The sequence below is a fragment of the Christiangramia sediminis genome (assembly GCF_020552705.1).
Taxonomy (GTDB): Bacteria; Bacteroidota; Bacteroidia; order Flavobacteriales; family Flavobacteriaceae; genus Christiangramia; species Christiangramia sediminis.
Genome location: NZ_JAJBZG010000005.1, coordinates 358498 through 381520, shown reverse-complemented (window position 1 = coordinate 381520; position 23023 = coordinate 358498). Strand labels below are relative to the sequence as shown.

Below are 23023 nucleotides of genomic sequence, written 5' to 3'. Positions count from 1 at the left end.
TAAAAAATTGATTTATCAAATTAAAAAATGTATTTTTGGACGAAATAAAAATTTATTCATGTTCAGCTTATCTGAAGAAAACTATTTAAAAGCTATTTTTCATCTGGAAACAGCCTATAAGACCGGGGTGAGTACAAATGCTCTTGCAGAGGAGATGCAAACCAAGGCATCTTCCGTAACCGATATGGTTAAGCGACTTTCAGATAAAGATCTTGTCAATTATAAAAAATACCAGGGCGTTAAACTCAGTGAAGCAGGAAAAAATGCGGCCATAGAGGTGATTAGAAAACACAGACTCTGGGAGGTTTTTCTTGTGGAAAAGCTAGGATTTAACTGGGACGAAGTTCATGAAGTAGCCGAACAACTGGAACATATCAAGTCTGAAAAGCTTACCAATGAACTGGATAAATTTCTGGAATATCCCAAAAGGGATCCGCATGGTGATCCCATCCCTGATTCAAAAGGAAACTTTAGTGTGGCAAACCGCGTACTCCTGTCTGATCTAGAAAAAGGCGAAACCGGTATTTGTGTGGGCGTAAAAGATTCTTCTGTAGAATTTCTCCAATATCTTGATAAGAACAGGATTTCACTAGGTAAGGAAATAGAAATAGTAGAAAAGGAAGATTTTGATCAGTCTATGCTGATTAAAATGGACGGAAATGAATTAAGGATATCGAACCAGATATCAACTAACCTTTTTATAAAAACAATTTAGAATGGACTATATACTTGGCTATTTTGAGTCACTTGATCCTGTTTATGCAGCTTTTATTGCAACTTTATTTACCTGGGGTCTTACCGCCTTAGGAGCATCTTTAGTTTTTCTTTTCAAAGGGATGAACCGTGCTTTTTTTGACGGTATGCTTGGATTTACCGGGGGTGTAATGGTAGCTGCCAGTTTCTGGAGTTTACTCGCACCCGGAATAGAAATGAGTCCTGGTGAAGGTTTTGAAAAAGTGGTCCCGGCGGTTGTTGGATTTGGTCTTGGAGCCCTTTTTATATTCGGCCTCGATAAGATTCTTCCACATTTACATGTAAATTTTAAAATGAGCGAATCTGAGGGTATCAAAACTCCCTGGCATAAATCGGTATTATTAACCCTGGCCATTACCCTGCATAATATTCCTGAAGGACTTGCAGTAGGAGTGTTATTTGGTGGGGTTGCAGCAGGTTTTGAAGGAGCCAGTATTGGAGGAGCCGTAGCACTTGCTATAGGTATTGGATTGCAGAACTTTCCGGAAGGCTTCGCTGTGGCTATGCCTTTACGTAGACAGGGACTAAGCCGTTGGAAAAGTTTTAATTACGGGCAAATGTCGGCAATTGTAGAGCCTATTGCAGCGGTCCTTGGAGCCTGGGCGGTCTTGACTTTTGAGCCAATTCTGCCCTATGCTTTATGTTTCGCTGCGGGAGCGATGATCTTTGTAGTGGTGGAAGAAGTGGTGCCCGAAGCCCAGCAGGGCAATTATACAGATATTTCCACTATGGGATTCATCGGTGGTTTTATGATCATGATGACCCTGGATGTGGGACTTGCGTAGCGTATTTGCAACGATTTTCTATTTGAATCGTCTTTATAATAAAGATTCCTATGAAAATCTGCATATTCTTTCTTGCCTTGTTTCAATCAGTATTCATCCTGGCTCAGGATTCTGAGCCTTCGAATTATAACATGCAGGATGCCACGCTTTGTATTGGAGATATCATGCAATTAGATGATAAGTCTATTAAATTCAAAAAAGTAATTTCAGATTCCAGATGTCCAAAGGGAGTTACTTGCGTCTGGGCTGGTGAGGTTAAGATATTAATTGAGTTTTATGAACAGGGAAAATTTAAAGGAGATAAAATAATAACCGGATCTAATATTTCAATAGAAGAATTTTTCAATGTGAAAGATCTTATTATTAAAACTTTGGTTGTATATCCTTATCCTGAGATAAATGAAAAGATTTCTTCGGAAGAATATAGCCTCAGTTTAAAAATTTCTGAAAGAGTGAGCACAGATTAATCACATCCACAATCTGAAACACCACAGGATCCTTCTTTCTTTTTACCACCTAAAAATGCAGGTTTCCACACGAACTTCGTGATGATATAACCTAATGCGATTATAAAAGTGATAAAGACCAGTATTTCCTGTAAAAGTTCCATGTTCTTTTAAGTCGTTTAGATTTCTATTCCTTACTATTTCAATACCTGAAAAGCTATGAGGGCCACTACATATGCGAAGCCGCTCATAATGATCAATTGTAATAATGGCCATTTCCAGGTATTAGTCTCCCGTTTAACTATAGCCAGGGTACTCATACATTGTAATGCAAATGCGTAGAATAATAATAAGCTCACTCCGCTTGCAAAGGTAAATAATGGTCCTCCCAGCACAGGATTAGTTTCTGCGGCCATTCTGTTCTTAATTGTTTCTTCTTCATCGCTACCAACACTATAAATGGTTGCCAGTGTACCTACAAACACTTCCCGGGCAGCAAAAGAACTAATGATGGCAATTCCTATTTTCCAGTCATATCCCAACGGGGCTACTGCCGGCTCAATTCCTCGGCCCATGATGCCGATATATGAATTTTTCAGTTTAAAAGAAGCGATCTCTTCATCTAGCTCGCTTTGGGTGATCGTACTTTCTGAATCATATTTTGAAGAAACTATTTCTTCAGCATTATTAAAATTCTCTCCAGGGCCATAACTCGCCAGAACCCATAAGATAACAGATATAGCGAGGATGATCTTACCCGCGCCAAATACGAAAGATTTGGTCTTTTCAACTACATTAATAGCCACGTTCTTAAGCATAGGCAGCTTGTAGTTAGGCATTTCGATGACAAAATAACTTTTTGATTTTGTCTTCATGATCTTGTTAAGGATCCAGGCTGAAAATATTGCCATTCCAAACCCGAGTAAATAAAGGATCATAAGGGTGATCCCTTGTAAATTAAGCCCTAAGAAAGTTCGATCTGGAATTACAAGGGCTATAATGATAAGATAAACCGGTAATCTGGCCGAACAGGTGGTGAACGGAACCACTAGAATGGTAATTAAGCGTTCTTTCCAATTTTCAATATTCCGGGTTGCCATTACCGCCGGGATTGCGCAGGCTGTACCCGAAACGAGTGGCACCACGCTTTTTCCGCTTAGACCAAAGCGGCGCATTATTCTGTCCATTAAGAACACAACCCTGCTCATATATCCAGATTCTTCCAGGATAGATATAAAAAGAAAGAGAAAAGCGATCTGCGGAATAAATATTACAATTCCTCCGAGACCCGGCACAATTCCTTCTGAAATAAGATTTGTAAAGACACCAGATGGAAAGGTGTCTTTTGTCCATTCGCTTAGCGAGGCAAAAGCAGTATCTATCATATCCATAGGATAGCTGGACCAACTGTAGATCGCCTGAAATATCAATAATAAGATTCCGAAGAAAATGAAATATCCCCATACTTTATGAGTTAATATTCTATCCAGTCGGGACCTAAGATCGGTAGCTGCATTTTTATCAACTACCATGGTTTCTTTTAGTACGCCATTAATGAATTGATATCTTAAAATGGTTTCTTTCTGCTGAAGTCGTTTTAGGTCACTAATAGATTTCGTGCTAAAATCTGTTTTGTTCTTCAGTTCACTTCTATTGATATTTCCGAAGTTTACATCCTGAGTGATAACCAGCCATAATTTATATAAGGACTGGTTAGGGAATGCTTTTCTCAGATTTCCGAAATATTCCGGGTCTATCACCGATGCATTTACGCATGGTTCCACGGCAATATGACGGTAGTTTAGAATGAGTTCCTTTAGGTGATCTATCCCCATTCGTTTACGGGCACTTATAAGGGCAATTTTAGTTTTTAGACGTTCTTCCAAAAGCTCTACATCAAGCGTGATTCCTTTGCGATCCATCCTGTCTGCCATATTAATAGCCAGGATAGTTGGAATCCCAAGGTCTTTGATCTGTGTAAAGAGAAGAAGATTTCGTTTTAAATTTTCAACATCACTTACCACGACGGCAACATCAGGAAAATCTTTATCGTTTTTATTGAGAAGCAGTTCAATAACCACATTCTCATCAAACGAAGAGGCGTTTAGGCTGTAAGTACCAGGAAGATCAAGAATATGGGCTTTTAAGCCACGAGGAAGTTTACAGATCCCTTCTTTTTTTTCTACGGTAATACCAGGATAGTTACCAACCTTTTGGTTAAGCCCTGTTAACTGGTTGAATACAGAAGTCTTGCCGGTGTTGGGGTTTCCAATTAAAGCAACATTAATTTGCTTACCCATATTAGCCTATTAATTCAATTTCTATTAGGAGAGCGGTCTCTTTTCTGATAGCCAGGTGACTCCCGTTAATGTTAAGATACATGGGGTCATGGAATGGTGCAGTTTGAACAAGCTCTACTTCGTTCCCAGGAAGGCAACCCATTTCAAGAAGCTTAAGAGGGACCATATCTGATGAGAATTCCTTGATAATTCCACGCTGGCCTCTTTTTAAATTAGCAACCGTTACCTTCACTTTTTATTTAGATTGATTTTAAACAAGGCAAAAGTAATGGAATTTAGACCAATACAAAAGTTAATGCAGGTAAATTATTGGTGATACTCTTCCTTAAGTATTTTAAGGTCGTGCATGAGGCTCTCTATGGCTTCAGGGTCGGTTCCATCATAGAAACCCCGAATTTGCCTGTTTTTATCTACAAGCACGAAATTTTCGGTATGTATCATATCGTAGGGACCCCCATCCCCGGTAGATTTGGTAGCTAAATAAGATTTACGAGCCAGATCATAGATCTCTTTTTTTTCGCCAGTGACAAGATTCCATTTTTCGTCGATCACTCCTTTTTCCAGGGCATATTTTTTTAGCACGGGAACACTATCTGCTACCGGAAAAACAGTGTGGGATAAAAGATAAACATCTTCATCATTTTTAATTTCTTTCTGGATCTTTATCATATGATCTGTCATTATGGGACATATGGTAAGGCAGGTGGTGAAGAAGAAGTCGGCTATGTAGATCTTATCCTTATAAAAATCTTCGGTAATAGTATCGCCATTTTGGTTTACCAGGTTAAAATCGGCAATCTTATGGTATTTTCTAACATACTGCATGCTGGAATCTACCAATTCTGCATTCACCATATCTGGCTGATAAATGGGTAGACGTTCTTCCGGTTTCAGCAAGCTATAAATACAAAGCACTATAATTACTGAAAGGATAAAGAAAACTATGGCAAAGGTTTTATATCGTGCAAAAAACTTGAGCATACCTTTAAATTTCTGCAAAGTTATGGCCTGTGCGTCAAATAGTCGAATTCTGTATGTGAAATTTTTTATTTACCTGAATTCACTTGAAACTTAAACTTTTGTAGGAGCTTTTAAAAACTTACTTTTGTGCGATTTTAAATTTGAAGTTAGCAGATGGATCCATTTTTAGTAAAAGCCATACAATTAATATTAAGCCTTTCCTTTTTGATCGTTCTTCACGAATTAGGTCATTTTATTCCGGCAAAACTCTTTAAGACCAGGGTAGAGAAATTCTTTCTCTTTTTCGATGTGAAATTCGCTCTTTTTAAGAAAAAGATCGGGGATACGGTCTATGGAATTGGCTGGCTACCACTTGGAGGTTATGTAAAAATCTCCGGAATGATAGACGAGAGCATGGATAAGGAGCAAATGGCTGAAGAACCCAAGGATTGGGAGTTCAGAAGCAAGCCTACCTGGCAGCGACTTATTATTATGCTTGGTGGGGTTACCGTAAACCTGGTGCTTGGTTTTCTTATTTATATGATGATCATGTTCGTTTGGGGAACTGCCTATGTAGGTCCAGACGATATGCCTGAAGGATTTGCGGTGGTAGATTCTTTCGAGGAATATGGTTTTCAGGACGGTGATAGAATCCTGAAAGTTAACGGGAAAGAATTTGAGAACAGCCTTGATATAAATAAGCATCTTTTTATGAGAGATGTTCAGAATGTGACGGTAGTTCATGAAAATGGTTCAGAAGAGACAATTTCAATTCCTGAAGAGATAGGGATGAAGATGTTTCAAGAGGGAATTATGCAGCCATTTGTGCCTATACAGGCGCCCGTTTTAGATTCAATTCAGGTTGGACTTGCTGCCGAGAAAGCTGGACTTAAGAAGGGAGATAAAATTATTTCTTTAAATAACAAGGAAATTGGGTATTGGCATGAGATCGCTCCGGTAACTTCAGAAATTAAAAATGAAGAAGTTGAACTTGTTTACGAGCGAGATGGTGAGATAAAAAGTACAACGATCACTCCCGATGAAGAAGGAATGTTAGGCTTTGTTAAAACCTATGATTTTGATATTCAGCGAAAGAAATTTGGCTTTATGGAAAGCATCAATAAAGGTTTCGATTATGGATACTGGACCTTAAGAGATTATATATATCAGTTTAAATATGTCTTTACCAAAAAAGGACCTTCCCAGTTAGGTGGTTTTGGAGCCATAGGCGGACTTTTCCCTGATACCTGGAACTGGTTCGGATTCTGGAACACCACTGCCTTACTTTCTATAATACTAGCGTTCATGAACATTCTGCCAATTCCTGCACTGGATGGGGGACATGTGATGTTCTTGCTTTATGAAATGGTGACGGGAAGAAAACCTAACGATAAATTTATGGAGGTTGCCCAGATGGTTGGATTCTTTATCCTTATCGCGCTAGTACTTTTTGCGAATGGAAACGATATATATCGCTGGTTATTTGAGTAGATAATATAGATTATTTGATATGAAAGCAGCACAATTGTGCTGCTTTTTCTTTTTAGGGATATATTTTAAGGCAAAGCCTTTGGCCTGAAGTAAAAAAGCATCGATATTTAGATCGGTTTCTTATAAAAGAGAATGAAAGGAAAAGATTCAGAAAGTTCCCACTTAAAAACTTCCCATACTATCAGCAGGAAAAAGCTTCTGATATTTAAGATTTCAGCGGTAATTCTGGCATTGATATTTATCGTTTTGCTTGAAGTGGTATTAAGAATTGCGGGCTATGGATCAGATTTTCCACTCTTTACTGAAGCTGAAAATAAGCCCGGTTATATTTATATGAACCCCAATGTTTCGAATAAATATTTCTTCGGAACCAATAATGCCACCGCGGGTTACCGTGAACTTTTTAAAGCTGAAAAAGACAGCAGAACAAAAAGGGTCTTTGTGTTGGGAGCTTCCACCGGTATAGGTTATCCATACCTTAAAAATGGTTCTTTTCACAGGTGGCTTCAGTACGCGATGAATGAAAATTTTCCTGAAGAAGATATAGAGATCATCAATTTATCACTGACGGCGGTCAACTCTTATACACTTCGGGATTTTGCTAAAGAACTTCCGGTTTATGATCCCGATGCGGTATTGATCTATGCCGGGCATAACGAATATTATGGTGCGCTGGGAGTTGGCGCAGTGAACTCTCTGGGAGGCTATCCCAGGCTGGTGAATTTCGCGCTGGATATGCGGGAGTATCGTCTAGTTCAATTAATTTCTAGCGGAATGAGTAAAGTTCAGGGGATTTTTAATTCTGAAAAGCAAGAGGAGGAAACCCTGATGAAAAAAATGGTTGCAGAGCAGGCAATTCCTTTAAATTCTGAAACTTATAAAGATGGAATTGAGCAATTCAGGTTCAATTTTGAAAGTCTTCTGGAAGGTTTAGCTGAAAATGAGATTCCGGTATTTCTGAGTACGATCGCCAGCAATGAAAAAGATATTCAGCCATTTGTTAGTGACACTACTTCAGCCGAAAAATCTGCCCAGGCCTATTTTGAGATTGCCAAAAAAGCTTATTCAGAAGGCGAATATCAAAAGGCAAAAACCAATTTTATTAAGGCGAAAGAAATGGATATGCTACGTTTTAGAGCGCCATCTGAGATCAACGAAATTATAAGATCTTTTGAAAAATTCAATAATGTCCACCTCGTAGAAACAGAGGCTGAATTTATCAAACAGTCCCCGCATTTGAGCATTGGAAATGAATTACTTGTAGAACATGTACATCCTAATTTGCAAGGCTATTCCCTGATCGCCTATAAGTTTTATAAGGCTTTTGAAAAGAAAAATGTTCTGGATCTTAAATGGGAAAATTCCTGGACTTTAAAGGAATTAAGAGAAAAAATGCCCATTACAGAACTTGATTCTTTGCAGGGTGCTTATGAGGTGATGATGCTAAAACAGGGCTGGCCGTATTATGAAAAATTGCAATTTGACAGTAGTAACCTTAGTATCCCCGAAAAAATTGCGGGACAGTTGGCTTTGAGAAAAATTAGCTGGGAACAGGCCATGGAATCTCTTTACGGTTATTATAACAACAGGAAAGATCTGGAATCTGCTTTAAAAATTTCTGAATCCATAATACTGGAGTATCCAAACGAACCGCAATTTTATATAAAGGCAGGCGATCTTGCCGCACAAATTGATGATTATGAAAAGGCGATTTCTATCTACAAGAAAGCTTTTAAGTTAGAGGCTTCGGTAGCAATTGCAAGAAAGATCACGGTGAACCTGATAAAGAATGAGCAGTTTACCGAGGCAATCTCTTACCTGGAATATATTGAAAGCAAGGATGTACGGGATATTATGAGCAAAAAGTTGATGTTAGACCTAACTGTTTTGGAAAGTGATTCAATTGCCAACAGAAAACTGAAGTTGGCCGAAGTTTATTACCAGGTGGGACAGGATGCAAAGGCCAAAAAGTTGCTGAATGAGTTTTTACAAACAAATCCTGGCAATATTGAAGCGGAAAATTTGCTTAAAAAATTGTAATTTGAATCTATGGAAACTTTAAAAGAGTTTTGGTTGTTTTTAAGATCCAGGAAAAAATACTGGATGATCCCAATTCTGGTAATGCTTTTACTTATTAGTTTTCTTATTGTACTCACAGCGGGTTCAGCGCTCGCACCCTTTATTTACTCCCTTTTTTAATTGAATATGCTCGATCTAAGCAGGAGACAATCTATGGAAACCGGCATTTTGCTGGCTATGGGATTTATCATGTATGGCTGGTACATTGAAGATTGGAAATTTCCCATAATTGGAGCAGCTGTTCTATTGGTTTCTTTAATTATTCCGGTTGTGTTCAAGCCTCTGGCATTTTTATGGTTTGGATTGGGAAAGCTCCTTAGTTTTATTACCTCCAATCTTCTTCTCATTCTATTGTTTTTTCTTTTAGTAACACCTGTTGGGCTTTTTAGAAAAATACTGGGTAAAGATTCATTAAAATTAAAAAATTTCAAAAGATCTTCAAATTCTGTGCTGCTGGAACGAAATCACATATTTAATCCTTCAGATCTAAAAAATCCGTTTTAGCATGGCTGAAGTAATTTTAGGGATCTCTGCTTTTTTTCATGATAGCGCCGCCGCTTTAATCGTAGATGGAAAAATAGTCGCCGCGGCACAGGAGGAACGTTTTAGTCGTATTAAGAATGATCCTGTCTTTCCAGCAAATGCGATAGAATATGTATTGAAGGAAGCCGGAGTTCTTCCAACAGAAGTTACCCAGATCGCATTTTATGAAAAACCTTTACTAAAATTTGAAAGGCTTCTTGAAACATATCATGCTTTCGCTCCCATAGGGCTAAAAAGCTTTATGAAAGCCATGCCGGTATGGCTAAAAGACAAGCTGTTTTTCAGAAGAATGATAAACTCTGAATTGAAGAAACTTGGTTTTCCTCATTCAAAATTGCTATTTCCGGAGCACCATCTTTCTCATGCCGCGAGTGCTTTTTATCCCTCTCCTTTCAAGGAAGCGGCAATTCTAACCATAGATGGAGTAGGGGAATGGGCAAATATGACCATTAGTTATGGCTCTGGCAATCAGATTAAAATCATCAAAGAGCAACAGTTTCCACATTCTTTAGGTTTGTTCTATTCAGCAGTTACTTATTTTTTAGGATTTGAAGTGAATAGCGGGGAATATAAAGTCATGGGACTGGCCGCTTATGGAGAGGCTGAAGCTGAAGAAACCAAAAGTTTCATAAAGAAGATTTCAGAAGAAATTATTGATATAAGAGAAGACGGTTCTTTTCTCCTGAATATGGAATACTTTCGGTTCGCTACTCATTTAACGATGACAAATGACAGAAAGTGGAAACAGCTTTTTAATTTATCCAGAAGGGAAAATAAAGATGAGCTCAACCAGAAACATGCAAATTTCGCTTTTGCTGCTCAGCAAGTACTGGAAAAAATTGTACTGAAGCTTGCCAAAACTGCCCTTGATTTAACAGGTTCTAAAAACCTGGCTTTAGCTGGTGGAGTAGCTCTTAATGGAGTTGCTAATGCTAAAATCATGGAACTTGAGGCTTTAAAAAAAGTTTGGATACAACCCGCAGCGGGAGATTCTGGAGGAGCGCTGGGAGCTGCTTTAGCAACATGGTATATTAGCTTGAATAAAGAAAGAACACCAGAGCTTGAAGATTCTATGCAGGGAGCCTATCTGGGGCCTGGATATAGCAACGAAAGAATTGCGTCTATGATTAGAAAATATTCTGATCTTAATTTTCAATATTTTGAAGAAGTTTCACTTTTAAGAGAGACGGCAAAAGCAATTAGCTCTGGATTGGTAGTTGGTTGGTTTCAGGGAAGAATGGAATTTGGACCGCGTGCGCTGGGGAATCGTAGTATACTTGGAGATGCGAGAAATCCTGACATGCAACGAAAGATCAATCAGAAGATTAAATTTAGGGAAAGTTTCCGGCCCTTCGCGCCAAGTGTTCTCGAGGAAGATGTATCTAAATATTTTCAGCTGGATGGAGTTTCTCCATATATGCTTTTGGTAAAGAAAGTGAAAGATGTATTTAAGTCTGAAACTTTTGAGAAGCAAAAAAACTTTATAGAAAGACTGGATGAGAAAAGATCTAACATCCCTGCCGTTACCCATGTGGATTATACGGCAAGAATTCAAACAGTTTCCAAAAAAACAAATTTGAGATACTGGAAATTGTTAAACGCATTAAAAGAACAAACCGGAGACGGAATAGTGATAAATACGAGTTTCAATATAAAAGATGAGCCCATCGTCTGTTCTCCGCAGGAAGCAGTTGAATGTTTTTTAAAAACAGAAATGGATCTATTGGTTCTTGGAAATTATCTGGTATATAAAGAAAAACAAGGTCTCGAAGCTCCCTAATTTATTGAGTATCCGGAAGATTCAAAATCCTTTGAAATTTCTTCAAAAAAAATCGAAAAAATCTTTTGACAGCATTTAAAATTTGATTTATATTTGCAACCGCTTTCAAAGCAAAACATTCCTCCTTAGCTCAGTTGGTTAGAGCATCTGACTGTTAATCAGAGGGTCCTTGGTTCGAGCCCAAGAGGAGGAGCTTAGTAAAGACAAGCCATTCAAGAAATTGAGTGGCTTTCTTTTTTTTGTGGGTACAACATAGGTACAACAAATTAAATCTCTTTCTTTATTTTTCTTTTGGCTATATTTAATAGGTTGAAGCAGTTGTTGCCATGGAAAAATTTATTCTTAACGCCGGTAAAGCACTCGCGAGGTGGAGATCAGGAATAGATTATTTCCTGGAGGAGAAAGTACAAGGGAAACCTTTAAACCTAATTCTTTTTATCCTATCTACTTACGCTGTCTTTGTTTTAAGCTTCAGCCTTTTCTTTGGTATTCGTTCTATTATTGAGAACTCCCTCATTTTTCTGATCCTTTTTGGTATCATGCTTTTGATTCTGATCTGGCTGGCCATTTTTCACGAATCAAATAAACATCTTGAAACAGATCGGCATGATTTCCGGGTAGAACCCCTTAAAACGTCCAGGATACGTTTCGAATTGATCAATCTCGACCGGGAGTCTCAGAAACAATTTGTTAGGTTGATTAATGGAAGGCGGGTTAAAGAAAAAATCAATTTTACCATGGGGAATAAAAGCGGCGACTCTGCCAATCACCGTGTCCTCTTTGTTTTGTTTGATGAATTATTTGTAGGAGGGATCCAGGATCTCACCGGAGAACGAAAAAGTAGCTTTTTCAATTTGCTGATGAATTCATTTTTAATGAATCATGAACCGCTCAAAGAAAACACCTTAAAGACTAGTTTTTCCGCCTGGAAAAACGAACAGGAAAAAATCAATTCCCGGAATCAGCGAAAATTGATCAGGCAGGTCCTGGCAAAAGAGTAATTAAAGCGTGATTTCTTTCCTATCTGTGTTATCCTATTGATTTATAGGTATTTACTTTCCTAAGTTTGTCCTGTACAAAATGTAAAAGGCCTTTTACTCATTTTTAATTTTAATGCTATCGTTATGAATGAGCAAAGAGAAGTAGTGGGTTTATTGGAAGATATTAAAGTCTTACTTTCCCACACCAAAAAAGTAATGAATGTGGAGGATCTGGCTCAATATACCGGACTTTCCAAAAGCAAGATCTATAAGCTTACCCATTTAAAGCTTATACCAACCGGCAATAATCCTAACATCCGTCAGAAGTTTTTTGATAAGGATAAGATAGATGCCTGGTTATTGGGTGAGCCGGATGTGTCCGATGAATTCCTGGAGCAGCAGTTTAATCAAAAATTGCTAAAGAACCGGAAGTAGGTTATTAAGTATTAATCCTAAATTTTTTGAAGATGAAAAAGATATCCTATATCAGGGTGGGTACCTGTTACTATAAAATAGTACAAATACCCACCACTACCGGAAATTTTAATGAGACTTTGGTTCCCTGGAATATAGAAACCCTTCGCAATGATCACGGAAAGGCATTTATTGGAACCATAAAAAAGTATGATGGCTTTACCTGCCTTCCCGGACATAAGGAATTTAAACAGGATTGTTACGGATTTTACAACACCTATTCTCCTTTACCGCATATCCCGCAGGAAGGTAAGACCGAAATGTCACTGCGATTCATTGAACATATTTTCGGAAGCCAGATGGAGCTTGGGCTTGACTATTTGCAGCTACTATATTCGAAACCGCTGCAGATGTTACCTATTCTATGTTTAGTATCCAAAGAGAGGGTTACCGGTAAGACCACCTTTCTAAAATGGCTTAAAGCCATTTTTGATAACAACCTGACCTATCTAACCAATGACAATTTCAGCAGCCAGTTTAATGCCGATTGGGCCAACAAACTTCTTATCTGTATTGATGAAGTGTTGTTCAACAAAGAAGAGCTTACCGAACGGATCAAATATTTAAGCACCACCGATTTTAATAAACTGGAAGCTAAAGGCAAGGATAAGCGCGAGGTGGAGTTCTTTAGCAAGTTTATTCTTTGCAGTAACAATGAAGATAACTTCATTAAAATCGATAGTGAGGAAACACGCTTTTGGGTGCTGAAAGTCCCTAGCCTAAAAAAAGAAGAAACACATTTTTTAGAAGATCTTAAAGCAGAAATTCCGGCATTTCTATATTTTTTGGATCAGCGTCAGTTGATCACTAAACACAGCACCAGGATGTGGTTTAGCCCTAAAGAGATAAGTACGGATGCTTTGACAAATTTGATGCAGAATAACCGAAATCGTGTGGAAAAGGAACTGGCTAGCATGCTCTTCAGTCTAATGGAAACTTGTGAAGTGGACGAAATAAATGTTTGCCCCACGGATGCCTTACAGGTTTTAAACAGAACCCGTATTAAAACGGATTTAACGCAATTGCGGCAGATCTTAAAAAAAGACTGGAAACTGAGTAACCAGGATAACTCCCTAAACTATCAGAAGATGATCATGTGGCAGGAAGGAGGTCTGGGATTAACTCCTGCTAAGGGACGTTATTATACTATTACCAAATCTTTTCTGCTGCGGTATTTTAGTGAGGAACAGAAAAGTGATGCATAATTGATGAACCTGCTGAATGACCGGTTTAAAGATCTTTCCGCCAGGAAAATCATCATTCCGGGTAATTCGGAGGATATCACCAAAGAAAGCAGCCTTAGGTATTTCTTTTTTTTGATGAATGATGAGGAAATATAAATAAGACCAGTGATAACAACGCTTTTGGAGGGTCATCACTTTCGCATCGTTTTGTCATCAAAAAAAATGATGCGCAGAAGTATAATGATTTATAGTCATTTAATATTAAAAACAGGCTAATGAAAAAAGAAAAAGAGATTGGTGTGACCTGCGAAAGAGCCCGTAGTATTTGCATCGTGAAAATACTCGCAAAACTAGGGCACTTTCCAAGCAGGATAGCGGAGAAAGAAGCCTGGTTTCTGAGTCCCCTACGGTCAGAAACACAGGCCTCTTTCAAGGTTTCTTTAAAATTGAACCGTTGGTATGACCATGGGCTTGGAAAGGGCGGAAATGGGCTAGATTTAATCGTAGCGATAAAGAACTTTTCTGTTAAACAGGCTCTGGAGTTTCTAGAAGACAATTGTGACTCTTTTTCTTTTCAGCAGCCCATTTTAAAAAAGAGAACTGCTTCTAAAATTGAAGTTTTAAGGACTAGAGAAATCGAACATGAGGCCTTGACCCAGTATCTGGCAAAAAGAGAGATCCCTGTAAAAATAGCCCAGCCTTATTGCAAAGAGGTCTGGTTTAGCTATAGCGGCAAGGAATACTTCGCTATAGGATTAGAGAACCCCCTAGGCGGCTGGGAACTGCGAAACAGCTACTTCAAGGGGTCCAGCTCTCCAAAATCCTATACCTATATCAAAAGGAAATCTAAAACTTTATTAATTACTGAAGGCATGTTTGATTTTTTATCTCTGGCAATATTGGAGGAAGACCTGGTAAAGGCATCAGATATTATCATCCTGAATTCTCTGGCCTTTACCAATAAAATTACGGGACATCTTACTAATTATGAGAACATTCGTCTATATCTCGATAATGATCCCGCGGGAGATCAAGCTACAGCGAAGATTTTAAAACTATTTAGGAGTGCTACCGATGAACGGAATTCCTTCAAAAACTATAAAGACCTCAATGAAAAATTAATGCAATGCAAAAAGTGAAAACAGTATTGGCTACTGAATCTTATACTGAATCTGATGATTTAGCTTGGGTAGGTTCAGGAGGACCAATCGCAGTTGCGGAAGGGAAAGCAAGATGTGTCATTGTCATGACAATCTTGCTTTACTCCCGCAGGTCGCAAAGATTTTAAAAGAAAAATGAAAAGGGAATATATCCAGATACGCTGCTCGACCTACGAGAAAAAGCTGCTCAAAAAAAGAGCGGCCAGGGCTGGAATTTCCCTTTCCGAATACTTGCGATCCACCGCCTTTGAGAGAAATATTGTAGAACGTATAACCCCGGAACAACTGGAAAGCTATCAGATGCTGATACAATACAAAAACAACTTTGCCCGTATTGCCAATATGTTTAAAAAAGGGAACCCTAAGCTAGCCAAAGATGTGGCGGAGCTCGCAGAAGAGATCAGGATGCACTTAAGAAATTTCAGAAAATGATAGGGAAAGGACATGCCATAGCAAGTACCGGGGCCTCCATAGCATATGGCTGGAACCAGGAGAAGAATGCCGAGGTAGTGCTTAAGGAATACCTGGCGGGGGAAAATCCCAAAGAAATTACTGAAGAGTTTAAGATCATTCAATCTCAAAACGAACGCTGCATTAACAACACCCTGAGTTTTGTGGTCAGCCCCACCATCGAAGATGGAAAGGAGCTGACCAAAAGAGAGCTTGAAGATATCGCTAAAAGATTTATAAAGGAGATGAACCTGCAAAATAACCAGGCCATTGGCTTTGTACATCGGGATAAAGCTCATACCCATGTTCATATTTACGCCAACCGGATAAGTCTAAAAGGAGAAGTCTATAAAGATAGCTTTATAGGTAAAAGAAGCCAGATCGCAGCAGATAATGTGGCCAAAGAATTAGGGCTAAAACGAGTATGTGAAGTACAGCAGGAGAGATTGCAGGAATTGAAAGTGCAGCGACTGGCCATCAAATATATTAACGACCGGGTACTGGAATCCAGGCCTAAATCTTTGGATGAATATATCGGTAAAATGAAGGACTGCCAGGTAAAGGTAATCCCCTGCATCAATAAGTCTAACCAGTTGCAGGGCTTTCGGTTTGAATATAAAGGAGCCAATCTAAAAGGCAGTGAGGTGCACCGTTCGATGACCGGTGGCCGACTAATTGGAGAAATCAGTCAAAACACAAGTTATTCCAGACTGAAGGAAATCCCTCAAAGCTTAAAGCTGTTAGATAAGACTGTACAAATCAGCTCTAATATGGCCACTAAAATAGCCAAAGACCTGGTGAAACAGGTGATAAAAAAGGCGCTGGATACCGGAATTGGAATATGATATTAAAACTTTATAAATTATGAAAAAACTAGATGAGATCATGGAATTGATGACCGATGAAATGGCCGATTTCAAGCTGGCTATTCTAAAGCTGCAGGAGCTTTCCGGAGAAATTGAGCAAATGAGTATTCCCATAAGTACTGAGGCATTGGATAAAAACCTGAACGCTTTCCTGGAAAAGCAGGAAGAGAATGATCGGTTGAAGGATGACATACTTAAAAGCATTGACCAGAAACTGAAGAATGCCCGGCTCATGCCTAATTATATGCTCTTCCTATTCTGTATTTTCGGAATACTGATGTTAAGCTTATTAGGATATTTTAAATCTTCCGCCACGAAAGCTGGGGATGAAAAGTTTGAAATGTACCAGATGATTAAATCTGAAAGTGAACTCTTTAAAAATTATCTTTCAGAAAATCCTGAAATCAAGAACGAATATTACCAGTGGCTGGAAGCAAATAAGTAGCATTTGTCATGACAATTTACTTGTCGCAAATTATCCTAATTTTTACAGTAAATACTTTGGGAAGCCTTATAAACAGGTAATTATTTACAGTAAATATTGTCGCATAAGTGGTATGCGCCCTATGCTGTTTTTACTCACGCTTAACTTCCCGTACACTATAAAAACAGCACAGGAACCACGCGCAAGATTATGGCAGATATTGGGGCGGGAGATTTAGTAAAAAGTAGGAAAACGAATTCTTTGGAATCTAAGCTCTGGGGTTATGCCACGGCTGATGCTATTAAGGTATTTTCCTTACTACAAAAGTTTTATTAAATATTTCAATTTGACTTCCGAAGTTATTTAATAGCCTCCCAAAGGTCAATATTCTATTTCGATAAAATGCGAATGCAAGTTAATTGTAGTTCTATCAATAGATTCAATAAAATATTAAAAGGCTCAAGAAAACTAATTAGAAATTAAGTTTAACATGTTTCGATTTACTCTCAATTTAATAGAATTATCGTCTTAAATCCTCATTTCTCATCTTACTAAGGAGCCTCCACAATTTTGAAAATAAATTCTGATTCAAGATAAAAATAAGGAAGCTAAATATACCTCCTACCCAGATATCAAAAACTAAAAAACAAAAAAACTTTTATTGTTTTATAGTTTTTTAGTTTTATATTTGCATTCTAAATCACAAAAAAATTGTACCTAATATGAAAAAAATGATAATTGGTTTTCTCTTTGTATATGGGATTACCTTTGGTCAGGAACCCTTGGAGCTCAAACTTTCAGATGCTGTTTCGTATGCCTTAGAGCATAAGGCAGATGCAGCTAAGGCCAGGCTAGATATTACTAACGCCGATGCACAAATCTCTGAGGTCAGGGCCAAAGCTTTACCGAACTTATCGGCTAATGCGGGAACTACCTATAATGCCCTTTTGCAGGAAAATATATTACCCGGAGAAATTTTTGGGGCTCCCGGAGAAAGTATTGCGGTAGCTTTTGGAAGGAAATGGAATTCCACAGCCAATGCACAGCTTTCCCAAACCATATTCAATCAGGCCGTCTTTGTGGGTTTGAAAGCTGCAAAATCTACAAAAGAATTTTATAAGCTTAATGCACAGCTTACCAACGAAGAAATAATTGAAAAAGTAGCAGTTGCTTACTATCAGGTGTTCCAATCAAAGCAGATTCTGGAAAACCTTCAGAATAATTTAGAACTCACAGAAAGAACGGTAGGTATCGTTAAGGGGTTATACGAGAACGGACTTGCAAAAAAGATTGATTATGACCGGAGCATGGTAGCACTAAATAATTTGAAAAGTAATAAACAGCAAGCCATTAATGCAGTAGAATTAAGTGAGAATGCATTAAAATTTATGATAGGAATGTCCATTTCTCAAGAAATAAGATTGCCACAACAAAATTTCCAACCGGAATTTTTACCAGGAATAGAGCTTGAATTTTCCAGTCGTACGGAACTAGAATTACTTAATAAGCAAATTGAACTTTTAAATTTTCAGAAAAAATCAACCCTGGCTGAATATTATCCTTCAGTTTCATTGATAGCTAACTATGGCTGGCTGGGACAGGGAGATGTTGTTCCTCTATGGAATGGAAAAAACGAAGGTGCTTTCTGGTCAGATTTCAGCGCTATAGGATTAAATATCAGTATCCCTATTTTTAATGGAGGTGCTACCCGGGCAAAGGTGAAGCAGAACCAAGTAGAGATAGAGAAAGCTGAAGAGGATCTTCAAGAAACTGAACTAGCTCTACAGCTTGCCTACGAAAATGCGATCTCACAATTAGAAAACAGTTTTATTTCCATTCAAACACAAGAACAAAATGTGGAGCTTGCTCAAAAAGTATTGGAAGACACTCAGAATAATTATGAGTTGGGTTTAGCTACTCTTAACGAAATGCTGGATGTTGAAAGAGAACTTGCTGATGCTAAAAACAGTTTAACCAATGCCAGGTTAGATTATAAACTAGCAGAAGTGGAGCTTTTAAAATCCCAGGGAAAATTAGACACATTAAACGAAAATAACCTTTAAAATGAAAAAAAAGACAATCATCACAATAGTATTGCTATTAGGCGTAGCCGTAGCGTTTTATTTTATCCTACAAAACAATAAAAAAGAGAACGAAAGAGAATTAAGTATTGTAACACAGGAAAATACAGAAGTAGCAGTGAACACTGCAATTGCACAAAAAGAAAGAATTGGTTCCATGTTTACGGTAAACGGTACTTTTTTACCCACAGCTACAGCAAATATTTCTGCGGAGATCTCAGGACAAATAGGAGCTATTTATGTCGAAGAAGGCGATGAGGTAAAGAAAGGTCAGGTAATAGCGAAACTAATTGGAGATAAAGCAAATGTCAATATGGAGAATGCAAAAGCCAATCTTGATAACGCTGTGTCTAACCTAAACAGATACGAGGCTGCTTACAAAACGGGGGGAGTAACTGCCTCACAGCTTGACCAGGCAAAACTACAGGTAGAAAATGCACGGGCGCAGTATCAATCTGCCCAACTAAATTCCGGCGACACCAATGTACGCTCAAAGATGAGTGGAGTGGTAAATAAAAAAATGGTTGAAGTTGGAATGGTCGTAGCTCCGGGAACATCAATAATAGAAGTAGTAGACATTTCTTTGTTAGACTTAAAAGTAGAAGTAGACGAATCTCTCGTAAGTCAACTTAAGCTTGGAGATTCAGTTAAAGTAACTCCAAGTGCTACCAAAAAAACCATTGACGGTAGGATAACTTTTATCGCTCCGGCCTCTAATGGAGCCTTAAAATTTCCTGTAGAAATTTCTGTAGATAATTCCCAAACAAACTTAAGAGCAGGAATGTATGCTACGGCAATGTTTAACCAAAAAGGAGAGAATAATGTACTTGTAATACCCCGGGAAGCTTTCGTGGGAAGCGTGAGCGACAACCGGGTTTTCGTTATAAAAGAAGGTATTGCATACCTCACAGAAATTAGTACCGGTATTAATTACGGAAACAAGGTGCAAGTAAACAATGGGCTTAATGAAGGAGATGTAGTGGTAACCAGCGGGCAGATTAACCTGACAGATAATACTGCAGTAAAAGTGATTAAATAATAGAGAAGAAAAGAAAATGAAATTAGCAGAAGTATCTATAAAAAGGCCCAGTCTTGTAATCGTGATGCTTGCATTACTTATTATTGGAGGTCTTTTCAGCTATAGTCAATTAAACTATGAGTTGATTCCAAAATTCGAAGTAAAGGTAGTAACCGTTATGACGGTTTATCCCGGGGCTTCACCTGCCGAGGTGGAAAATACGGTATCCCGCAAGATCGAAGATGCTGTTTCTTCTCTTGAGAATATTAAAAAAATACAGACAAGTTCCTTTGAAAGTCTGTCGGTAGTAACCATTCAATTTAATAATGAAGCTGATGTAGATTTTGCGTTGAATGAAGCACAAAGAAGCATAAACGCTATTCGTTCAGATCTTCCGGATGATATTGACGAACCTTCCCTCTCGCAGGTTTCGGTTTCTGATATGCCTATAATGAGTCTGGGAGTTACTGCAGATCTTTCAGAAAATGAATTATATGATTTAATTGATCAAAAAATTCAACCTGCTTTTTCACGTCTTACAGGGGTTGCTCAGGTAAACCTTGTAGGTGGCCAGGAAAGAGAAATTAGGGTGAATTTAGATCCTAACAGGCTTCAGGGTTATGGGCTTACTGTACCAATGGTACAGCAAATAATCACTGCGTCAAACCTGGATTTTCCGACTGGAAATTTAAAAACTAGAGAGAATACTACACTTATTCGTCTTGCGGGAAAAATACAGTCTGTAGATAAGCTTAGAAACCTTACCATAGCTTCACAAAACGGGCAGAACATTAAACTTTCTGATATTGCTGAAATTCAGGATACTCAAAAAGAAGTTGAAAAGATTGCACGTATAAATCGTGATAATACGATCCTGCTCCAGGTTCAAAAGCAAACTGATGCAAATGCAGTGGCCGTAAGTGAACTTGTACAGGAAAATATCAGTGAAATTGAACAGCAGTATGCTGATCAGGGTGTGGATATAAATATTGCCAATGACAATTCTGTCTTTACGTTGGAAGCAGCAAACTCAGTAATAAAAGACCTTTTCATCGCAATAGGTCTTGTGGCTTTCGTAATGTTATTTTTCCTGCATAGTTACAGGAATGCTCTTATTGTAATGGTAGCAATTCCAACATCGTTAATTGCAACCTTTATAGGGATGTGGTTATTGGGATACAGTCTTAACCTAATGAGTTTGCTTGCACTTTCATTGGTTGTAGGTATCCTTGTAGATGATGCCATTGTGGTTATTGAAAACATTCACCGTCATATGGAGATGGGTAAGAACAAAGTACGTGCCGCCTACGATGGTGCTTCAGAAATTGGATTTACAGTAACGGCGATCACTCTGGTGATTGTAGTAGTATTTTTACCAATTGCATTAAGTGACGGTCTAGTGGCCGACATTATTAGACAATTCTGTGTAACTGTAGTTATAGCAACTTTACTGTCTTTATTGGTTTCCTTTACCGTAGTGCCTTGGTTATTTTCAAGATTTGGAAAATTGGAGCTTATAAGCAATAAATCATTCTTTGGAAAAATCATCCATAAGTTTGAAAAAGGTTTGACCTGGTTTACAGAGGAAGTAACAAAAATCCTGAAATGGTCTTTAGATAATAAAGTAAAAACCTTTGTAGTTGTAGCTGGGCTCTTCATAAGTTCAATCGCCCTAGTGGCAATGGGTTATATTGGTTCCAACTTTTTTCCTTCAACCGATAGGGGCGAATTTTTAGTTCAATTGGAAATAGATAAAGACGCCTCCATTGAAGAGACAAATTTTATCACTCAAAAAGCAGAGAATTACCTTTCACAAATTCCTGAAGTAGAAAGACTAATTACCACTGTGGGGCAATCCAGTAGTGGAGGTATGGGAGGTGCACAGGCAACCAATAACAAATCAGAAGTATCGGTTACCCTGGTGGATCAATCTGAAAGAGAGGAAAAAACTAGCGTTATAGCTGCGAGGATAAAACGAGATCTGGAACAAAAATTAGTTGCAGCCGATGTTACTACTGTTTCTGTTGGATTGGTTGGAGTTGAAGCTGCACCTCTTCAAATGACCATAACAGGGAACTCTTTTGAGGAAGCTTTAGCTTATGCAAAAGCTGCTGAACAAGCATTAACAACTGTAGAAGGAGCAACCGAAATTGAAAGTAGTGTTGAGGAAGGAAATCCTGAGATTTCTGTAAATGTAAACAGAGATAAAATGACTTCCCTGGGATTAAATGTTGCTACAGTTGGTCAAACAATGCGTACAGCTTTTAGTGGAAATACCGACAATAAATTTCGAACTGGAAATAATGAATATGATATCAATATTATTTTTGATGAAGCCTCAAGAAACAATATAGAAGACGTGCAAAACATCCAGTTCACCAATAACAATGGAGAATTAATAAACCTGGCACAGTTCGCTGATATTAGTTATGAATCAGGTCCTTCCTTATTAGAGCGTTATGATAGGTCTCCTTCTGTAACTATTTCTGCCCAAACCGTAGGGAAAACCTTGGGAGCAGTAGCGCAGGAATGGGAAGAAAAACTAGCAAATATTGAGCGGCCAAAAGGTGTGGAATGGACCTGGGGTGGAAACATGGAAAATCAAAGTGAAGGTTTTGGAACCTTAGGAATTGCGCTATTGGCTGCTATTATGTTGGTATATATGATTATGGTGGTGCTGTATGATGATTTTATTAAACCATTTATTGTATTGTTTTCCATTCCGCTTTCATTTATAGGTGCATTGTGGGCACTGGCTTTAACTGATCAGAGTTTGAATATTTTTACCATTCTTGGTATCATTATGTTAATAGGCCTGGTGGCGAAAAATGCCATTTTGCTGGTTGATTTTGCTAATCATAGGTTAGACCATGGAGAAAAGATAAGAACAGCTTTAATCCAGGCAAACCACGCCAGGCTTCGTCCTATTTTGATGACCACAATTGCAATGGTTTTTGGAATGCTACCAATTGCTCTGGCATCTGGCGCAGCAGCGGAAATGAACAATGGTTTAGCCATCGTTATTATTGGAGGCCTATTATCCTCGTTATTCCTTACCCTAGTCATTGTACCGGTGGTTTACCTGATCTTTGTTCGGCTTGAAGAGAAATTCTCTTCTAAAGAAAAACAAGATTATGATAAATTAATGCATGCAGAATACGAGCACCTCAATCCAAAGAGTGAGCTTGAATTCTAGTAGATCAATAGAATCTGGTTACTGATTAAGTAACCAGATTTATTAATCTAATA

The 23023-nt window shown here is 38.2% G+C and carries 23 protein-coding genes and 1 tRNA gene; 20 read left to right on the top strand and 4 right to left on the bottom strand.

Annotated elements, in window-relative coordinates; genetic code table 11:
* The first annotated feature begins 58 nt into the window (after positions 1-58).
* From LGQ90_RS11085 to LGQ90_RS11075, 3 genes are read left to right on the top strand one after another with little or no spacing between them, the layout of a single operon-like run.
* The gene (locus LGQ90_RS11085) at positions 59-715 is read left to right on the top strand and encodes a metal-dependent transcriptional regulator (protein ID WP_229341097.1); all 657 of its coding nucleotides are present in this window, start codon (positions 59-61) and stop codon (positions 713-715) included.
* Position 716: 1 nt separating this feature from the next.
* Complete coding sequence (locus LGQ90_RS11080; RefSeq protein ID WP_229341096.1) at positions 717-1538, top strand: ZIP family metal transporter; 822 nt, start codon at positions 717-719, stop codon at positions 1536-1538.
* Between the two features lie 50 nt (positions 1539-1588).
* On the top strand, positions 1589-2005 hold the full coding sequence (locus LGQ90_RS11075) for a hypothetical protein (RefSeq protein ID WP_229341095.1): 417 nt from the start codon (positions 1589-1591) through the stop codon (positions 2003-2005).
* Here the strand turns inward: LGQ90_RS11075 and LGQ90_RS11070 are convergent.
* The 4 genes from LGQ90_RS11070 to LGQ90_RS11055 form a co-directional block, all read right to left on the bottom strand.
* Positions 2002-2148: a FeoB-associated Cys-rich membrane protein gene (locus LGQ90_RS11070; RefSeq protein WP_229341094.1), complete on the bottom strand. Its 147-nt coding sequence runs from the start codon at positions 2146-2148 to the stop codon at positions 2002-2004. The genes LGQ90_RS11075 and LGQ90_RS11070 overlap by 4 nt on opposite strands.
* A gap of 33 nt (positions 2149-2181) precedes the next feature.
* Positions 2182-4284: a ferrous iron transport protein B gene (feoB, locus tag LGQ90_RS11065; protein ID WP_229341093.1), complete on the bottom strand. Its 2103-nt coding sequence runs from the start codon at positions 4282-4284 to the stop codon at positions 2182-2184.
* Position 4285: 1 nt separating this feature from the next.
* Positions 4286-4516, bottom strand: coding sequence for a FeoA family protein (locus LGQ90_RS11060; protein ID WP_229341092.1), 231 nt, complete (start codon positions 4514-4516; stop codon positions 4286-4288).
* A gap of 74 nt (positions 4517-4590) precedes the next feature.
* Positions 4591-5265: an SCO family protein gene (locus LGQ90_RS11055; RefSeq protein WP_229341090.1), complete on the bottom strand. Its 675-nt coding sequence runs from the start codon at positions 5263-5265 to the stop codon at positions 4591-4593.
* 153 nt (positions 5266-5418) lie between these two features.
* Between LGQ90_RS11055 and rseP the strand changes: the two genes are divergently transcribed.
* The 17 genes from rseP (at position 5419) to LGQ90_RS10970 (ending at position 22970) form a co-directional block, all read left to right on the top strand.
* Positions 5419-6735, top strand: coding sequence for an RIP metalloprotease RseP (rseP, locus tag LGQ90_RS11050; protein WP_229341088.1), 1317 nt, complete (start codon positions 5419-5421; stop codon positions 6733-6735).
* A gap of 132 nt (positions 6736-6867) precedes the next feature.
* Positions 6868-8775, top strand: coding sequence for an SGNH/GDSL hydrolase family protein (locus tag LGQ90_RS11045; RefSeq protein ID WP_229341086.1), 1908 nt, complete (start codon positions 6868-6870; stop codon positions 8773-8775).
* A 9-nt stretch (positions 8776-8784) separates the two neighbouring features.
* Positions 8785-8934 (top strand): DUF5989 family protein, encoded by a 150-nt coding sequence (locus LGQ90_RS15040; protein WP_262904368.1) that lies wholly within the window; start codon positions 8785-8787, stop codon positions 8932-8934.
* Positions 8935-8940: 6 nt separating this feature from the next.
* Positions 8941-9318 (top strand): hypothetical protein, encoded by a 378-nt coding sequence (locus tag LGQ90_RS11035; protein WP_229341084.1) that lies wholly within the window; start codon positions 8941-8943, stop codon positions 9316-9318.
* Position 9319: 1 nt separating this feature from the next.
* On the top strand, positions 9320-11137 hold the full coding sequence (locus tag LGQ90_RS11030) for a carbamoyltransferase family protein (RefSeq protein ID WP_229341082.1): 1818 nt from the start codon (positions 9320-9322) through the stop codon (positions 11135-11137).
* A 119-nt stretch (positions 11138-11256) separates the two neighbouring features.
* Positions 11257-11330, top strand: a tRNA-Asn gene (locus LGQ90_RS11025).
* 133 nt (positions 11331-11463) lie between these two features.
* Positions 11464-12138 carry a hypothetical protein gene (locus tag LGQ90_RS11020; protein WP_034920062.1) on the top strand — a complete coding sequence of 225 codons (675 nt, stop codon included), beginning with the start codon at positions 11464-11466 and terminating at the stop codon, positions 12136-12138.
* A gap of 123 nt (positions 12139-12261) precedes the next feature.
* Positions 12262-12552 (top strand): helix-turn-helix transcriptional regulator, encoded by a 291-nt coding sequence (locus LGQ90_RS11015; RefSeq protein WP_051119612.1) that lies wholly within the window; start codon positions 12262-12264, stop codon positions 12550-12552.
* Positions 12553-12584: 32 nt separating this feature from the next.
* Positions 12585-13796, top strand: a complete 1212-nt coding sequence (locus tag LGQ90_RS11010; protein ID WP_034920061.1) for a primase-helicase family protein — start codon at positions 12585-12587, stop codon at positions 13794-13796.
* Positions 13797-14050: 254 nt separating this feature from the next.
* Positions 14051-14914 carry a toprim domain-containing protein gene (locus LGQ90_RS11005; RefSeq protein WP_034920060.1) on the top strand — a complete coding sequence of 288 codons (864 nt, stop codon included), beginning with the start codon at positions 14051-14053 and terminating at the stop codon, positions 14912-14914.
* Complete coding sequence (locus tag LGQ90_RS11000; protein WP_229341080.1) at positions 14902-15063, top strand: hypothetical protein; 162 nt, start codon at positions 14902-14904, stop codon at positions 15061-15063. Before LGQ90_RS11005 ends, LGQ90_RS11000 begins: the two co-directional genes overlap by 13 nt.
* Before the next feature lie 7 nt (positions 15064-15070).
* A complete protein-coding gene (gene mbpA, locus LGQ90_RS10995) occupies positions 15071-15367 on the top strand; it encodes a mobilization protein MbpA (RefSeq protein ID WP_229341078.1) in 297 nt (98 codons plus the stop codon).
* Positions 15364-16230, top strand: a complete 867-nt coding sequence (locus tag LGQ90_RS10990; protein ID WP_229341076.1) for a relaxase/mobilization nuclease domain-containing protein — start codon at positions 15364-15366, stop codon at positions 16228-16230. The genes mbpA and LGQ90_RS10990 overlap by 4 nt, the downstream gene beginning before the upstream one ends.
* A 19-nt stretch (positions 16231-16249) precedes the next feature.
* Positions 16250-16696, top strand: a complete 447-nt coding sequence (locus LGQ90_RS10985) for a DUF6730 family protein (RefSeq protein ID WP_034920055.1) — start codon at positions 16250-16252, stop codon at positions 16694-16696.
* A 701-nt stretch (positions 16697-17397) separates the two neighbouring features.
* Complete coding sequence (locus tag LGQ90_RS10980; RefSeq protein ID WP_229341074.1) at positions 17398-18738, top strand: TolC family protein; 1341 nt, start codon at positions 17398-17400, stop codon at positions 18736-18738.
* Between the two features lies 1 nt (position 18739).
* Positions 18740-19795: an efflux RND transporter periplasmic adaptor subunit gene (locus tag LGQ90_RS10975; RefSeq protein ID WP_229341072.1), complete on the top strand. Its 1056-nt coding sequence runs from the start codon at positions 18740-18742 to the stop codon at positions 19793-19795.
* A gap of 16 nt (positions 19796-19811) precedes the next feature.
* Positions 19812-22970, top strand: coding sequence for an efflux RND transporter permease subunit (locus LGQ90_RS10970; RefSeq protein WP_229341070.1), 3159 nt, complete (start codon positions 19812-19814; stop codon positions 22968-22970).
* Positions 22971-23023: the final 53 nt, after the last annotated feature.

What these genes read in the sequence shown, in the direction of transcription:
- LGQ90_RS11085 (WP_229341097.1), top strand. Translation starts at nt 59, where the DNA reads ATGTTCAGCTTATCTGAAGAAAACTATTTAAAAGCTATTTTTCATCTG.
- LGQ90_RS11080 (WP_229341096.1), top strand. Translation starts at nt 717, where the DNA reads ATGGACTATATACTTGGCTATTTTGAGTCACTTGATCCTGTTTATGCA.
- LGQ90_RS11075 (WP_229341095.1), top strand. Translation starts at nt 1,589, where the DNA reads ATGAAAATCTGCATATTCTTTCTTGCCTTGTTTCAATCAGTATTCATC.
- LGQ90_RS11070 (WP_229341094.1), bottom strand. Translation starts at nt 2,148, where the DNA reads ATGGAACTTTTACAGGAAATACTGGTCTTTATCACTTTTATAATCGCA.
- feoB (WP_229341093.1), bottom strand. Translation starts at nt 4,284, where the DNA reads ATGGGTAAGCAAATTAATGTTGCTTTAATTGGAAACCCCAACACCGGC.
- LGQ90_RS11055 (WP_229341090.1), bottom strand. Translation starts at nt 5,265, where the DNA reads ATGCTCAAGTTTTTTGCACGATATAAAACCTTTGCCATAGTTTTCTTT.
- rseP (WP_229341088.1), top strand. Translation starts at nt 5,419, where the DNA reads ATGGATCCATTTTTAGTAAAAGCCATACAATTAATATTAAGCCTTTCC.
- LGQ90_RS11045 (WP_229341086.1), top strand. Translation starts at nt 6,868, where the DNA reads ATGAAAGGAAAAGATTCAGAAAGTTCCCACTTAAAAACTTCCCATACT.
- LGQ90_RS15040 (WP_262904368.1), top strand. Translation starts at nt 8,785, where the DNA reads ATGGAAACTTTAAAAGAGTTTTGGTTGTTTTTAAGATCCAGGAAAAAA.
- LGQ90_RS11035 (WP_229341084.1), top strand. Translation starts at nt 8,941, where the DNA reads ATGCTCGATCTAAGCAGGAGACAATCTATGGAAACCGGCATTTTGCTG.
- LGQ90_RS11030 (WP_229341082.1), top strand. Translation starts at nt 9,320, where the DNA reads ATGGCTGAAGTAATTTTAGGGATCTCTGCTTTTTTTCATGATAGCGCC.
- LGQ90_RS11020 (WP_034920062.1), top strand. Translation starts at nt 11,464, where the DNA reads ATGGAAAAATTTATTCTTAACGCCGGTAAAGCACTCGCGAGGTGGAGA.
- LGQ90_RS11015 (WP_051119612.1), top strand. Translation starts at nt 12,262, where the DNA reads ATGAATGAGCAAAGAGAAGTAGTGGGTTTATTGGAAGATATTAAAGTC.
- LGQ90_RS11010 (WP_034920061.1), top strand. Translation starts at nt 12,585, where the DNA reads ATGAAAAAGATATCCTATATCAGGGTGGGTACCTGTTACTATAAAATA.
- LGQ90_RS11005 (WP_034920060.1), top strand. Translation starts at nt 14,051, where the DNA reads ATGAAAAAAGAAAAAGAGATTGGTGTGACCTGCGAAAGAGCCCGTAGT.
- LGQ90_RS11000 (WP_229341080.1), top strand. Translation starts at nt 14,902, where the DNA reads ATGCAAAAAGTGAAAACAGTATTGGCTACTGAATCTTATACTGAATCT.
- mbpA (WP_229341078.1), top strand. Translation starts at nt 15,071, where the DNA reads ATGAAAAGGGAATATATCCAGATACGCTGCTCGACCTACGAGAAAAAG.
- LGQ90_RS10990 (WP_229341076.1), top strand. Translation starts at nt 15,364, where the DNA reads ATGATAGGGAAAGGACATGCCATAGCAAGTACCGGGGCCTCCATAGCA.
- LGQ90_RS10985 (WP_034920055.1), top strand. Translation starts at nt 16,250, where the DNA reads ATGAAAAAACTAGATGAGATCATGGAATTGATGACCGATGAAATGGCC.
- LGQ90_RS10980 (WP_229341074.1), top strand. Translation starts at nt 17,398, where the DNA reads ATGAAAAAAATGATAATTGGTTTTCTCTTTGTATATGGGATTACCTTT.
- LGQ90_RS10975 (WP_229341072.1), top strand. Translation starts at nt 18,740, where the DNA reads ATGAAAAAAAAGACAATCATCACAATAGTATTGCTATTAGGCGTAGCC.
- LGQ90_RS10970 (WP_229341070.1), top strand. Translation starts at nt 19,812, where the DNA reads ATGAAATTAGCAGAAGTATCTATAAAAAGGCCCAGTCTTGTAATCGTG.